We start from the raw sequence: 14284 nt of genomic DNA, 5'->3' as shown, positions 1-14284 counted from the left end.
TTACTTTTGTCGCGACTGACAAAAGTGACTCGCCCGGGTGGGCGAAACAAAAACCTTCAAAACACTCGATAACGAGCTGGGGCGCAGACGAGTACACAGGAGTGTTGGGTTTCTCTCCGCTCAACCCAACCTACCGCCAACCCCTTCTCCAACGAAAAAGGCGCCCTGAGGCGCCTTTTTCAAACCAAACCGACCGCGAATCAGACCTTGACGATCCAACCCTCCGGGGCCGGCTTGTCGCCGGTCTGGATGCCGGTCAGTTCTTCGTACAGCTTGCGCGTCACCGGGCCAACGTCGGTCAGGCTGTGGAAGACGTGCAGCTTCTCACCGTACTGGATGCCGCCGATGGGGGTGATGACCGCCGCCGTGCCGCAGGCGCCGGCTTCGACGAACTGGTCGAGCTGGTCGATATGGACATCGCCCTCGACCACTTCCAGGTTCAGCCGCTCGCGCGCCAGGTCCATCAGCGACATGCGGGTCACGCCCGGCAGCACCGATTCGGAGCGCGGGGTGACGAACTTGCCGTCGCCGGTGATGGCGAAGAAGTTGGCCGAACCGACTTCCTCGATCTTGCTGTGGGTCAGGGGGTCCAGGTAGATGCAGTCGGCGAAGCCTTCGGCCTTGGCCTGGGCGCCGGGCATCAGGCTGGCGGCGTAGTTGCCGCCGACCTTGGCGGCGCCGGTGCCCTGGGGCGCGGCGCGGTCGTAGCCGGAGATCACGAAGTTGTGCGGGGTCATGCCGCCCTTGAAGTAGGCACCGACCGGGATGCCGAACACCACGAAGTGGAACTCGGGGGCGGTACGCACGCCGATGTTGTCACCCACGCCGATGACGAAGGGACGCAGATAGAAGGCGCCGCCGGTACCGTGGGGCGGAATCCAGGCCTCGTTGGCCTTGACCACCTGCTGGCAGGCGTCGATGAACATCTCGGTGGGGACCGGCGGCATCAGCAGGCGGGCGCAGCTCCTGTGCATGCGCGCGGCGTTGCGATCGGGACGGAACAGGTTGATGGAGCCGTCCTGGCAGCGATAGGCCTTGAGGCCTTCGAAGCACTGCTGGCCGTAGTGGATGGCCGTGGAGCCTTCGCTGATATGCAGCTGGTTGTCGCGAGTTAGCTCGCCGGGTCCCCAGCTGCCGTTGCGATAGGTGGCGATATAGCGGAAGTCGGTCTTGATGTAGTCGAAACCGAGGGTCTTCCAATCGATGTCCGCAGCGCTCATAGATCCTCGCAGTGCTCTCCGGCGGCTTGGCCGGTCGTTTCGTGGTCGGGCCGTACGCCTCGCCGGCGACGGTTCAAGGGGGTGGACGAGGCAGGCTCGTCGCTAGGTTCTGTATGAAAAGTCGCCGAGCGAAGGTCAGGCAAGACAAAAATCGGCGAGGAAGCGGAGTTTACGAGGGGTAAATGAGCATTCCGAGCTGATTTTTTACGCAGCATCACCGAGCGCAGGCACCTTTCGTACAGAGCCTAGACTGTGAAAGATACCGCTTATCCGGACCGCTGGGGGCACCTTTCAGCCAATCGGGTCTCCAAAGTCTGAAGCTGGCCCTTTGCCGCCTCGGCCTGCTGCCTCAGGCTGGAGGATGGGGTCATCACCAGGAGCTCGTTTTGAAAACAATGATGGCGTTGCTGGGTGCCTTGACCCTGCCAACGCTCACGGCGCAGGCCGCCGGTATCTTCACCGATGGATTCGACGCGGCCCTCAATCGCCGGGTCATCGAATGGCGGGGCGCGCCCTCGCCGGAAGGCATCGTCTTCAGCGTGATCGCCAGTCAGTTCAAGACCAGTGCCGGCAACGCCACCACCGATTTCCGCACCCAGCTCTCCACCTTCGGCGACAAGGTGCGCTTCAATGGCTGCAGCGCCAGTCGCTGGGAGATGAACGGCCAGATCTACCTGCCGCTCAAGGGCCAGTACCGCATGGCCGGGCTGGACGAGCGCTACGGTGAATATTTCGTCGCCCAACCCACCCGCCAGGATCTGGAGTGGGTGGCCATGAACACCCGCGTTCACTATCGCCTCTGCCGCCTGCGCGAAACCCTGACCGCCGAGGACCTGCAGGGCCTGCGCTGGGTGTTGCAGGCGGCGGAGGCGAACTGATTGCAACTATCCCATGGTGACTTGCTATTCTGCGCTATCTCATAGCTGCGGTGCCTGAGCAAGGCAGAGCGGAGCCCTTTCCTACTGGCAAGAAAAAATCATGATTACAGCCGTTCGCTTGGAAAATTTCGGCCCTTTGCCTGAACTGAATTGGGTTGGGCTAGGGCGCGTGAATTTGATCATGGGCGCCAATGGCAGTGGCAAGACTTTCCTGCTCAAAGCGCTATACAGTGCCTTGCGAACCTTGGAGATGCATGGCCGTGGGCAAGAGCCTCGAGCGTTGAACGAGATTCTGGCCGAAAAACTGTACTGGACCTTCCAGCAGGACAAGATCGGCGATCTGGTGCGCAAGGGCGCTGATACGCCACTGTCCTTGCAGATCACAATGAATGACGAGCGTTTCGCCTATCGCTTCGGCCGCGATACCACTCGTAGCATCTCTGGGTTGGAGAGTTCGGTTTCGCCTCGCAACAGCAACTCCATTTTTCTGCCGCCCAAGGAAGTCCTGAGCTTGCAACAGGTTATTCTTAAAAGCCGGGTGCAAGATCAGGAATTTGGCTTTGACGATACCTATTTCGACTTGGCTCAGGCGCTTAGCACCTCTACCAGCCGAGGAAAGAATTTCGAGGCCTTTGCCTCGTCTCGCAAAAATCTAGGCAAGCTGCTAGGTGGTAAGATATCCCAGAATCCCAAGACGCAGAGCTGGATGTTCAGTAACAATCGCAAGCAGAAATTTGAAATCGGCGTGACGGCCGAAGGTATAAAGAAACTTGGGATTCTCGACACCTTGCTGGGTAATCGTTACCTGTCGGATGAGTCGGTAATTTTCATTGACGAACCGGAGTCGGCGCTGCATCCCAAAGCCATCGAGCAGTTCATGGAAATCATCCTGCTGTTGGCGAAAGGCGGTATGCAGTTCTTCATCGCCACTCATTCCTATTTCGTCATCAAAAAACTCTATCTGCTAGCTCAGCAGCAGCAGAGATCTATCCCGGTAATTTCTCAAGACGCCAATGGCTGGCAGAGCAGTGATTTGCATGAAGGTATGCTGGATAACCCCATTATCGATGAGTCCATAAATCTCTACCGGCAGGAAGTGGAGTTGGCGTTGAAATGATGACGGTCAGTGAATCCGGCTTGATCTTTGGCCCCTTTCCCGATGACGATTGTTTTCTGATCGAACAGTCAGAGTTGTATCAACGTATCCAGCACGGCGTCGCTATTTGCGAATTCGCATTGATACGGCAGCGGCAGGACAGCACCAGGGTATGGTTGGTCGAGGCCAAGAGCTCTTCGCCACGGCCAGACAATGGCGTCCGTTTCAACGAGTACATCGATGAGATCAAGCAGAAACTGAGCAATGCCTTGGTACTGCTACTGGCTGCCCTCCTGGATCGCCATACTCAAGGACGCAGCGCACTGCCGCTTGCTTTCCAGAACCTAACGCACCGTGAAGAGTTTCGTCTGATCCTGGTGATCAACGGCCACTCGGATGCCTGGCTGGTGCCAGTGCAGGAGGCCTTGCAAGTCGCCTTGAGACCTCTAGTGCGAACCTTTGGCTTACCCGGTTCAGCAGTAATCGTGCTCAATGAGCAGACTGCTCGTCTACACGGACTGGTCGCCGAGTAGCTACCATTCATTGGGAGGCTGCCTATTCGTACTGGGTTCGGTCGCCTGACGTTAGTCAGGCCGAGGCTTGTGGAACCTAGCCCGCCAGGGCCTGCAGCCCGCTCCAGGTAGCCGGCGCCTCGTCACCCAGGGCCTGCACCAGGGCGGCCTTGAGTCGGCAATCGGGCAGGGCGCGATGGGTTTCCTGCACGGCGATGCCTTGCTGGCGGGCGGCCATGGCCAGGGACTTGCGGCGCCAGCCGTCCTGGCTGCGGCTGTCCAGACTCGGCTCCTGCCAGAAGTGCGCATAGAGCTGCATCAGGCAGTGCAGACGGGTGCCATCCACCAGTTGTACCGGCGGCGTCTCGCGCTCCAGTTCCGGCGGCAGGGCCTGACCGTGGCGGCGGGCATTGTGGGCCAGCAGGCGATAGTCGAAGGCCATGCCATAGGCCAGCACGGTGCGGCCCTGCAGCAGGGGCCAGAGGGTGGCGAACACCTCGGGAAAGCGTGGCGCCTGGGCCAGGTGGGCATCGGTCAGACCGTGGATCAGGGTCGCCTCGCGCGGTACGGCGATGCTCGGGCGGACCAGGGTATCGAGCAGCACCCGACCGCTGAGGGTCATGACCGCCACCTCGATCAGCTGGGCATCCTCGCCCAGCCCGGTCGCCTCGGTATCCAGCACCAGGACGTCCTGCTCCAGCCAGCGGCGCGCCTGCTCGCGCACCCATGCTTGCTGGGCGTTGTAGCGGGGTGAGACAGCGCTGGAGAAAGACGACGACAACGGATTCATACACGGCCTGACAGCTATAACCAAGGGTGCGCCCAAAAGTCGACAAGTCGGCTCTACGACGGGTGTGGGCATTCGATGCAAGATCATCGCCACAGGACACAGGCCGTTCGGCGGGGGCGACGAGCGGACCATCTGGCACGTCGAGGTCGCCGGTATCGGCTGGCCTTGCGAGAATGGACCCTTCATCCATGTCGAGGAGTGCCATTGCTTTGGCCGCCGTCCAGGGTTTCTTGCTGACACGCCTCTGGCGCGAGACTTCCACCGGGATGGAGCTGGTGTTCTGGTTCGCCACCGACAGCGGTCCGCACCAGCTGCGGGTGCCGGGGCAGCAGGCGGTGGCCTTCGCCCCGGCCGCGCGACGGGCGGACATCGAGCGCCTGCTGCCGGCCGGGGTGGAGATCCGCGAGCTGGCGCTGCAGGACTTCCAGCGGCGCCCCGTCCTGGGGCTCTATGCGCCGCGCTATCGCACCCTGCGCGAACTGGAGCAGCGCCTCCCCGCCGCCGGCATCGAGGTCTACGAGACGGACATCGCCCCGGCGGATCGCTTTCTCATGGAACGCTTCATCACCGCGCCGGTGACGCTACCCACCGCCGACGGCGCGCCCTTGCGGCCGGATCCCGACTATCGCCCCACGCTGCGGACCCTGTCGCTGGACATCGAGACCAGCGAGCGCGGCGAGCTCTACAGCATCGGCCTGCACGGCTGCGGCCAGCGTCAGGTGTACATGCTTGGCCCCCCCACCGGCGAAGACGCCGCGGTGGACTTCGACCTGGAATACGTCGCCGACCGCGCCACTCTGCTCGAACGCCTCAACGCCTGGATGGCGCGCCATGATCCTGACGTCATCATCGGCTGGAGCGTGCTGCAGTTCGACATCCGCGTGCTCCACGAGCACGCGCGCAAGCTGGGTGTGCCGCTGCACCTGGGCCGGGGCGCCGCCGAGGACGATCGCTACGAACCCGGCGGCCAGGGCCGTCCCTTCCACGCCCTGCTGGCCGGACGGCCGATCATCGACGGGGTGGAGGCGCTCAAGTCGGCGACCTGGGTGTTTCCCTCCTATAGCCTGGAGAATGTCAGCCGCAGCCTGCTGGGCGAGGGCAAGGCCATCGACAATCCCCACGACCGCATGGCCTCCATCAACCGCATGTTCGCCGGCGAGAAGAGCGCCCTGGCGCGCTACAACCTGGTGGATTGCGAACTGGTCACACGGATCTTCGCCAAGACCGGGCTGCTGCGCTTCCTGCTGGAGCGCGCCAGTGTCACCGGTCTGCCGCTGGAGCGTCATGGCGCCTCCATCGCCGCCTTCTACCACCTCTATCTGCCGCTGATGCACCGCCAGGGTTTCGTCGCGCCCAGTCTCGGCGCCCAGCCGCCCGAGGCCAGCCCCGGCGGCTTCGTCATGGATTCCCGGCCCGGGCTCTACGACTCGGTGCTGGTGCTGGACTACAAAAGCCTCTATCCCTCGCTGATCCGCACCTTTCTCATCGATCCGGTGGGCCTGGTGGAGGGCCTGGCGCTGCCCGAGGACGAGACGGTACCGGGCTTTCGCGGCGCGCGCTTCCATCGCACCCGGCACTGCCTGCCGGAGATGGTGGCGCGGGTCTGGGAGGGGCGCGACGCCGCCAAGCGCGCCGGCAACGCACCCCTGGCCCAGGCGCTGAAGATCATCATGAACAGCTTCTATGGCGTGCTGGGCACCCCGCACTGCCGCTTCTTCGATCACCGCCTGGCCTCGTCCATCACCCTGCGCGGCCACGCCGTGATGCACCAGACCCGCGAGCTGATCGAGGCGCGTGGTCATCGGGTGATCTATGGCGACACCGACTCCACCTTCGTCTGGCTCGGGGCTGCCCATGCCGAAGCCGAGGCCGAGCGCATCGGTCGCGACCTAGTGGCGGCGGTCAATGCCCACTGGCGCGCGCAGCTGCAGACCGAGCTGGGACTGGAAAGCCACCTGGAGCTGCAGTACGAGACCCACTTCAGCCGCTTTCTCATGCCCACCATCCGCGGCGCGGAGGAGGGCAGCAAGAAAAGATACGCCGGGCTGCGACCGGGTGCCGAGGGTCAGCCGGAACTGGTGTTCAAGGGCCTGGAGACGGTGCGCAGCGACTGGTCGCCGCTGGCCCAGCGCTTCCAGCGCGAGCTGTATCTGCGCATCTTCACCGGCGAGCCCCACGAGGACTATGTGCGTGACTTCGTCGCCCAGACCCGCGCCGGCGACTTCGACGACCTGCTGGTCTATCGCAAGCGCCTGCGCCGGCCGCTGGAGGAGTACCAGAGCAACCTCTCGCCGCAGGTCCGCGCGGCGCGGCTGCTGGAGGCGGAAAACGCCCGCCTGGGACGCCGCAGCCGCTTTCGCCGCGGCGGCTGGATCAGCTACCTGATCACCACCGCCGGCGCCGAACCGGTCGAACTGCCCCATGCGCCGCCGGACTACGATCACTATGTGCAGCGCCAGCTGGCGCCGGTGGCCGACGCCATCCTGCCCTTCGTCGGCGACCGCTTCGATCGGTTGCTGGATCGGCAGATGGGGTTGTTCTAGCGCGGTCTGGAGTGGGAGCGGTTTAGGGTGGATGACGGCCTGGCCTTATCCACGCGGGTTTCCCGGCGTGACCAAGCGCGCAGCCTGGAACACCCTCACCCCAACCCTCTCCCGCAGGCGGGAGAGGGGCGGCACGGTGCGGAGGGCAGGTTCGACGCAGGGTGGCGGGTCCAGGGTAGGGTGGATGACGGCAAGGCCTCATCCACGCGGGGTTCCCGGAGTGGCCAAGCGCGCAGCCTGGAACACCCTCACCCCAACCCTCTCCCGCAGGCGGGAGAGGGGCGGCACGGTGCGGAGGGCAGGTTCGACGCAGGGTGGCGGGTCCAGGGTAGGGTGGATGACGGCAAGGCCTCATCCACGCGGGCTTCCCGGAGTGGCCAATCGCTCAGGCTGGAACATTCTCACCCCAACCCTCTCCCGCAGGCGGGAGAGGGGGCGGCACGGTGCGAATGGCGGGTTCGACGCAGGGTGGTGGGTCCAGGGTAGGGTGGATGACGGCAAGGCCTCGTCCACGCGGCTCGGCGGCGAGGACAAGCGCTGCGAACCCTCCATAAGACCGTCTCGCCCGGGCTTTCCCGCGTTGCGCTCGCACTTGCCCTGCACGCGCCAGTCTCAGTTAGGCGGTGCGGCCGCCGGTCAGTCTCACTGCTGGATGATGCCCGCTCTCCCGGCCTGGGCTCGTTATACTCCGGCCGGCGACAGGTCTTTTCCGTGGGAAGGATAGGTGGCGTGCCAGGATCGGTGCGGACGCGGCGATCACGATTTCTTGTGGATGTGCAGACGGCGGATAGATGAGCGACCAGGCGGATGTGGCCCGACCCAACAACTCCAGGAATCTGACCCCCAGCGACCTGCCGTTTCCGGTGGTGGGGATTGGGGCCTCTGCCGGGGGTATCCAGGCGCTGCTGCATTTCTTCGAAGCCCTGCCGGCCGATTGCGGCATGGCCTTCGTGGTGGTGATGCACCTGTCGCGGGAGCACCAGAGTCATCTCGACGAGATCCTGCAGCGGGTGACCCGCTTGCCGGTGCAGCAGGTCACCCAGCCGGTGCCCATCCAGGCCGAGCACGTCTATGTGATCCCGCCCGGCTCCGATCTGACCATGAACGACGGTTACCTGCGACTGGCTCCGGCGGAGCGCCCCCAGGGCGATCATGTCGCCGTGGACCTGTTCTTTCGCGCCCTGGCCGACGTGCACAAGACCCATGCCGTCGCCATCGTCCTGTCGGGTAATGGTGCCGATGGCTCGGTGGGCCTGGGGCGCATCAAGGAGCAGGGCGGGGTGACCCTCGCCCAGGCGCCGGAAGATGCCGAATTCGATTCCATGCCCAAGAGCGCCATCACCGCCGGCGTGGTGGACTTCGTCCTGCCGGTGGTGGAGATGCCGCAAAAGCTGCTGGAGCTGGCCGCCACCCTCAGTACCCTGAGCCAGGGCGAGTTGCACCAGCTCGATCTCGAAGCCCGGATTCCAGGTCCGTCGAGCAAGGCCATGCAACTGGCGCTGCGCGACATCCTCACCCTGCTGCGCACCCGTACCGGACACAACTTCAAGCAATACAAGACCGCCACGGTATTGCGCCGGGTGGAGCGGCGCATGCAGGTGAACGCCATCGCCGACATGCCGGCCTATGCCGGTTTTCTCCATGATCATCCGGAAGAGACACCGGCGCTGCTCAAGGACATGCTCATCGGCGTGACCAATTTCTTCCGCGACCGCGAGGCCTTCGAGGCCCTGGAACGCGACGTCATTCCGGAATTATTCGAGCACCTGCCGGCCGGGGAAGATCAGGAGCTGCGGGTGTGGAGCGCCGCCTGCTCCAGCGGTGAGGAGGCCTATTCGCTGGCCATGCTGCTGACCGAGCAGGCCGAGTTGCGCCAGTCGGACGCGCGCCTGCAGGTCTTTGCCACCGATCTCGACGAGCACGCCCTGGCGATGGCGCGCTATGGCGTCTATCCCGGTTCCATCGTCACCGACGTCGCCCCCGCCCGGCTGCGCCAGCACCTGCTCAGGGAGCAGAATCAGTACCGGGTGAAAAAGGAGCTGCGCGAGAAGGTGCTGTTCGCCCAGCACAACCTGCTAAGCGATCCGCCGTTTTCCCGGCTCGACCTCATCAGCTGCCGCAATCTGCTGATCTATCTGGATCGCGAGGTGCAGGCCGAGATCCTGCACACCTTCCATTTCGCCCTCAAGCCGGGTGGCTACCTGTTTCTCGGCAGTTCCGAGTCGGCCGATGTGCAGAGCAGCCTGTTCGCCACGGTCGACAAGAAGAACCGCATCTATCGGGCCAAGCACACGACCAGCGTGGTGCGTCCCACGCCGCTGCTCAATCTCAATCCGGGTGTGCACAGCGTGCGCCTGCCACCGCACCAGGTCGGTCGGCGCAACAAGGTGTCCTTTGCCGAGGTGCATCAGCGGGTGCTGGAGCAATATGCCCCGCCAAGCATCATCGTCGATCGCGAATCCAACATCGTGCACCTCTCCGAGCGGGCCGGGCGCTTCCTGAGGTACGTCGGCGGCGAGCCCAGCTACAGCCTGCCGGCGCTGGTGCTGGAGGAGTTGCGCCTGGAGCTGCGTACCGCCCTGTTTCAGGCGCTGCAGAGCAACAAGAGCGTCGAGGCGCGACGCGTGCATATCCAGCGCGACGACCGCAGCTACTACATCAACATGGTGGTACGGCCGTTCCGCGACAGCGACACCAACACCGACTACCTGCTGGTGCTCTTCGATGAAGTCGAAGATGTCATGAGTGCCGATTCCGTCAGCGATCACGTCGAAGCCAAGGACAGCGTACTCACCCAGCTGGAAGCCGAGTTGCAGCGCACCAAGGAGCAGCTGCAGCTGACCATCGAGCAGTCCGAGACCTCCACCGAGGAGCTCAAGGCCTCCAACGAAGAGCTGCAGGCGATCAACGAGGAATTGCGCTCGGCCACCGAGGAGCTGGAGACCAGCAAGGAAGAGTTGCAGTCGATCAACGAAGAGCTGATCACCGTCAACTACGAGCTCAAGTCCAAGATCGAGGAAACCGGCAAGATCAACGACGATCTGCAGAACCTCATCACCTCCACCGACATCGCCACGGTGTTCGTCGACCGCGGCATGCGCATCAAGCGATTCACGCCGCGCGCCGCCAGCATCTTCAACATCATCGTCAGCGATACCGGCCGCTCGCTGCTCGACATCACCCATCGCCTGGACTATCCGGAGCTGGCCACCGATGCCAATCAGGTCTTCGAGTCCCTCGGCCAGATCGAGCGGGAGGTTCGCAGCCACGATGATCGCTGGTACCTGGCCCGGTTGCTGCCCTACCGTACCGCGGAGGACCGCATCGAAGGTGCGGTGCTGACCTTCATCGACATCACCGAGCGGCGCAAGGCCCAGGATCGTGCCCGCGATGGCGAGGAAAACATGCGCCTCATGGCGCAGAACATCCATGACTATGCCATCGTCACCCTGGATGCCGGCGGCATCATCAACAGCTGGAACGGGGGCGCCACCCGGCTGTTCGGCTATAGCGAACGCGAGGCGCTGGGGCAGCCCATGGGCCTGATCTTCACGCCGGAAGACCTGGCCGCCCAGGTTCCGGAAGCGGAGCTGCGCCAGGCCGACGAGCAGGGCGCCGCTCAGGATGAACGCTGGCTCAGGCGCAAGGATGGCAGCCGCCTCTATTGCACCGGGGTACTCAGTCGCATGAGCAATGCCTCGGGCGGTCGCGGCTATGCCAAGATCGCCCGGGACGCCACCGCCGATCACGTCCGTGCCAGCGAGAATGCCAATCAGCAGGCACAGCAGCGCGCGCTGGTGCAGCTCAAGGACGAGTTCTTCGCGGTGATGTCCCACGAACTCAAGCACCCGCTCAATCTCATCCAGCTCAACAGCGAGCTGCTGACCCGTTCGCCGGTGCTGCGCGACGTGCCCCTGGCGCGGCGTGCCACCGAGGCCATCCAGCGCGCCGTGCGCAGCCAGGCGCAGATCATCGACGACCTGCTCGACCTGTCGCGTATCCGTACCGGCAAGCTCAAGCTGGAGCGCCAGAGCCTGGATCTGGTGCAGCAGCTGCGCGAGATCGTCGAGGTGATCCGGCCGCTGGCGGGTGAGGTCGAGGTCAGCAGCCTGCAGCTACCGAAAGCGCCGCTGTTTGTGCAGGCGGACGCGACCCGTGTCGGCCAGATCGTCTGGAATCTGCTCAACAATGCCGTCAAGTTCACCCCGGCCGGTGGGCGGGTGGAGATCGCCCTGGGGATCGAAGGCGTTGAAGCCCGGCTGGACGTCACCGATACCGGCCAGGGTATAGAGCCGGACTTCCTGCCGCGGGTGTTCGAGATGTTCGGCCAGGCGGAAATGAAGTACACCGCCCGCGCCCAGCACGGCCTGGGGATCGGCCTGGCACTGGTCAAACAACTGGTGGAAGCCCACGGCGGGCGCATCGAAGCCCATTCCGCCGGACTCGACCAGGGCGCGCGCTTCAGCGTCTGGCTGCCCCTGTGCGAGGACGAGCGGCGGCTTGCGCCGGAGGCGCGCGCGGATGACCAATCCATCGCCGGATTGCGGGTCCTGCTGGTGGACGACTCTCCCGACATCGTCGAGACCCTGCAGCTGCTGCTGGAGGAGGAGGGCGTGCGGGTCACTACCGCCACCGATTCCCGGCAGGGCCTGCTGCTGGCCCAGGCGCAGGATTTCGACATCATCCTGTCCGACATCGGCATGCCGGAGATGGACGGCCACGAATTCCTGCGCCAGGTGCGGGCGGGCGATCGCAACGTCGGCACCCCGGCGGTGGCGCTGTCCGGCTATGGCACCCGGCTGGACGTCGACAAGGCGCGGGCGGCGGGCTTCAACCGGCATCTGAACAAGCCGGTCAGCTTCGAGGCGCTGATCTCCGTGCTGCACGCATTGCAGGTCTCCAGCTAAGACGGGCAGTGGCATAGTCAGATGATTCGCGGCACACTCGGGAGCCCCCAGGGCGCCTGGCCAATCGGGCCGGATGCCTTGTTTCCCGCCAGGTTTCCCGCCAGAGGAGCGCCGCGATGACCCGCCTCACCGCCAAGGATTTCTCGCCCGAACTGCTCGAACTCTACGACTTCTATGTGCACGGTCGCATCAGCCGTCGCGACTTCCTCGACCGTGCCGGCGCCTGCGCCGCGGTGCTGGGGCTGTCGGCCACCGGAGTGCTGGCGGCCCTGACGCCCAACTATGCCCTGGCCACCCAGGTCGAGTTCACCGATCCGGATATCGTCGCCGAATACGTCTACTATCCCTCGCCCAAGGGGCATGGTCGGGTCCGCGGTTATCTGGTGCGCCCGGCCAAGGCCAGCGGCAAGGTGCCAGCGGTGGTTGTGGTCCACGAGAATCGCGGCCTCAATCCCTATATCGAAGACGTCGCCCGACGCCTGGCCAAGGCCGGCTATCTGGCCCTGGCGCCGGACGGCCTCACCTCCATGGGCGGCTATCCCGGCAACGACGACAAGGGCCGCGAACTGCAGCAGCAGGTCGATCCCGAGAAACTGATGAACGACTTCTTCGCCGCCGTGGAAACCCTGATGGGCCACGAATTCAGCACCGGCAAGGTCGGCATCACCGGTTTCTGCTACGGCGGCGGGGTGGCCAATGCGGCCGCCGTGGCCTATCCCGAACTGGCTGCGGCCGTGCCCTTCTATGGTCGCCAGCCGCGCGCCGAGGAGGTGGCCGCGATCAAGGCGCCGCTGCTGATCCATTACGCCGAGAACGATCCGCGCATCAACGAGGGCGCTGCCGCCTACGAAGCGGCGCTCAAGGCGGCCGGCAAGACCTATGAGGTGCATCGCTATGCCGGCACCAACCATGGTTTCCACAACGATTCCACCCCGCGCTACGACGAAGCCGCCGCGCGCCTGGCCTGGGACCGTACCCTGGGCTGGTTCGGGCGCTATCTCGCCTAGGCACCCCGACGGAGACCTTAGATGCCGCAACTGCGTATTCCCGCCGTCTACATGCGCGGCGGTTCCAGCAAGGGCGTGTTCTTCCATGCCCGCGACCTGCCGCCGGCCGGTCCGGCGCGCGATGCGCTGCTGCTGCGGGTGATCGGCAGCCCCGATCCCTACGGCAAGCAGATCGACGGCATGGGCGGCGCCACCTCCAGCACCAGCAAGGTGGTGGTGATCGCGCCCTCCAGCCGCCCGGACTGTGACGTCGACTACCTGTTCGGCGCCCCGGCCATCGAGGCCCCGGTGATCGACTGGTCGGGCAACTGCGGCAATCTCAGCGCCGCCGTCGGGCCCTTCGCCATCAGCGAGGGGCTGGTCGAGGCGCCGCGCGAGGGCATGGCCAGGGTACGCATCTGGCAGGCCAATCTCGGCAAGCGCATTCTCGCCCATGTCCCCATGGCCAATGGCGAGGTGCAGGAAGAAGGCGATTTTCGCTTCGACGGCGTGGCCTTTCCGGCGGCCGAGGTGGTGCTCGATTTTCTCGACCCCACCGGTACCGATGGCAGCGTGCTGCCCACCGGGCGAGCCGTTGACGAACTCTATGTTCCGGAGCTGGGCCGACTGCCGGTGACCCTGCTCAATGCCGGCAATCCCACCATTTTCGTGCGGGCGGAGACCCTGGGTCTCAGCGGCACCGAGACCCAGGCGCAGATCAACGGCGATGCGGCGCTGCTGGCGCGCCTGGAAGCCCTGCGCGCTGCGGGCGCGGTCGCCATGGGCCTGGCCGCCACGGCTGCCCAGGCGACGGCGGAACGCCCGCATACGCCCAAGCTGTGCCTGGTCGCCGCGCCCCAGACCTACCGGGTGGCCGGGGGCAAGCAGGTGCAGGCCGAGGAACTCGATGTCATCGCGCGGATGATCTCCATGGGCAGTCTGCATCACGCCATCCCCGGTACCGGCGCGGTCGCCGTGGCGGTGGCCGCGGCGCTACCCGGGACCCTGGTTCATGCCCTGACCGGCGACCTGGGCGGTCGCCAGGTACGGATAGCGCACACCGCCGGCACCGTGGCGGTCGGCGCCCAGGCCCGCGAGGTCGCTGGTATCTGGCAGGTGGAAAAGGCCAGCATGAGCCGCAGCGCCCGCCGCCTGATGGAAGGCTGGGTGCGGGTACCGACGGAGATCCGGTAGGTTGAGCGCGGCGAAGTCCAACGAGGGAGATACCCTGGCGCACCTCAGCCCTCACCCCAACCCTCTCCCAAAGGGAGAGGGGGCGGTCGAGCCTGGTGCGTGCATTACGGCCGCGTCACCGTAGCGTGGAAAACCGCGCAGCGTTTTCCACTGGGCAA

At 64.9% G+C, this 14284-nt stretch carries 9 protein-coding genes; 7 read left to right on the top strand and 2 right to left on the bottom strand.

Features of this window, described 5'->3' with window-relative positions:
- Positions 1-200 precede the first annotated feature (200 nt).
- Positions 201-1220, bottom strand: a complete 1020-nt coding sequence (locus tag PVZ72_RS21020) for a branched-chain amino acid aminotransferase (protein ID WP_133861416.1) — start codon at positions 1218-1220, stop codon at positions 201-203.
- Between the two features lie 386 nt (positions 1221-1606).
- On the opposite strand from PVZ72_RS21020, the gene PVZ72_RS21015 reads away from it, so the two are divergent.
- The 3 genes from PVZ72_RS21015 to PVZ72_RS21005 all read left to right on the top strand — a co-directional run bounded on the left by PVZ72_RS21015 (position 1607) and on the right by PVZ72_RS21005 (position 3727).
- Positions 1607-2098 (top strand): hypothetical protein, encoded by a 492-nt coding sequence (locus PVZ72_RS21015; RefSeq protein ID WP_273862931.1) that lies wholly within the window; start codon positions 1607-1609, stop codon positions 2096-2098.
- A 100-nt stretch (positions 2099-2198) separates the two neighbouring features.
- A complete protein-coding gene (locus tag PVZ72_RS21010) occupies positions 2199-3215 on the top strand; it encodes an AAA family ATPase (RefSeq protein ID WP_273862930.1) in 1017 nt (338 codons plus the stop codon).
- Positions 3212-3727, top strand: a complete 516-nt coding sequence (locus PVZ72_RS21005) for a hypothetical protein (protein WP_273862929.1) — start codon at positions 3212-3214, stop codon at positions 3725-3727. The genes PVZ72_RS21010 and PVZ72_RS21005 overlap by 4 nt, the downstream gene beginning before the upstream one ends.
- A 76-nt stretch (positions 3728-3803) precedes the next feature.
- Here the strand turns inward: PVZ72_RS21005 and PVZ72_RS21000 are convergent, their stop codons facing one another.
- Entirely contained in the window at positions 3804-4496 is a 693-nt protein-coding gene (locus PVZ72_RS21000) for a 3'-5' exonuclease (RefSeq protein WP_273862928.1), read from the bottom strand.
- A 209-nt stretch (positions 4497-4705) separates the two neighbouring features.
- Between PVZ72_RS21000 and PVZ72_RS20995 the strand changes: the two genes are divergently transcribed.
- The 4 genes from PVZ72_RS20995 to prpF all read left to right on the top strand — a co-directional run bounded on the left by PVZ72_RS20995 (position 4706) and on the right by prpF (position 14126).
- Complete coding sequence (locus PVZ72_RS20995; RefSeq protein ID WP_273862927.1) at positions 4706-7039, top strand: DNA polymerase II; 2334 nt, start codon at positions 4706-4708, stop codon at positions 7037-7039.
- A gap of 791 nt (positions 7040-7830) precedes the next feature.
- Positions 7831-11946: a CheR family methyltransferase gene (locus PVZ72_RS20990; protein ID WP_273862926.1), complete on the top strand. Its 4116-nt coding sequence runs from the start codon at positions 7831-7833 to the stop codon at positions 11944-11946.
- 116 nt (positions 11947-12062) lie between these two features.
- Positions 12063-12953, top strand: coding sequence for a YghX family hydrolase (yghX, locus tag PVZ72_RS20985; RefSeq protein ID WP_133861411.1), 891 nt, complete (start codon positions 12063-12065; stop codon positions 12951-12953).
- A 21-nt stretch (positions 12954-12974) separates the two neighbouring features.
- Positions 12975-14126, top strand: a complete 1152-nt coding sequence (prpF, locus tag PVZ72_RS20980; protein ID WP_187980334.1) for a 2-methylaconitate cis-trans isomerase PrpF — start codon at positions 12975-12977, stop codon at positions 14124-14126.
- Positions 14127-14284: the final 158 nt, after the last annotated feature.

This window comes from Pseudomonas sp. LA5, from assembly GCF_028640825.1.
Taxonomy (GTDB): domain Bacteria; phylum Pseudomonadota; class Gammaproteobacteria; order Pseudomonadales; family Pseudomonadaceae; genus Chryseomonas; species Chryseomonas aestiva.
Note: the sequence above shows the minus strand (reverse complement) of the source record. Positions and strands in the feature narration are given on the sequence as shown.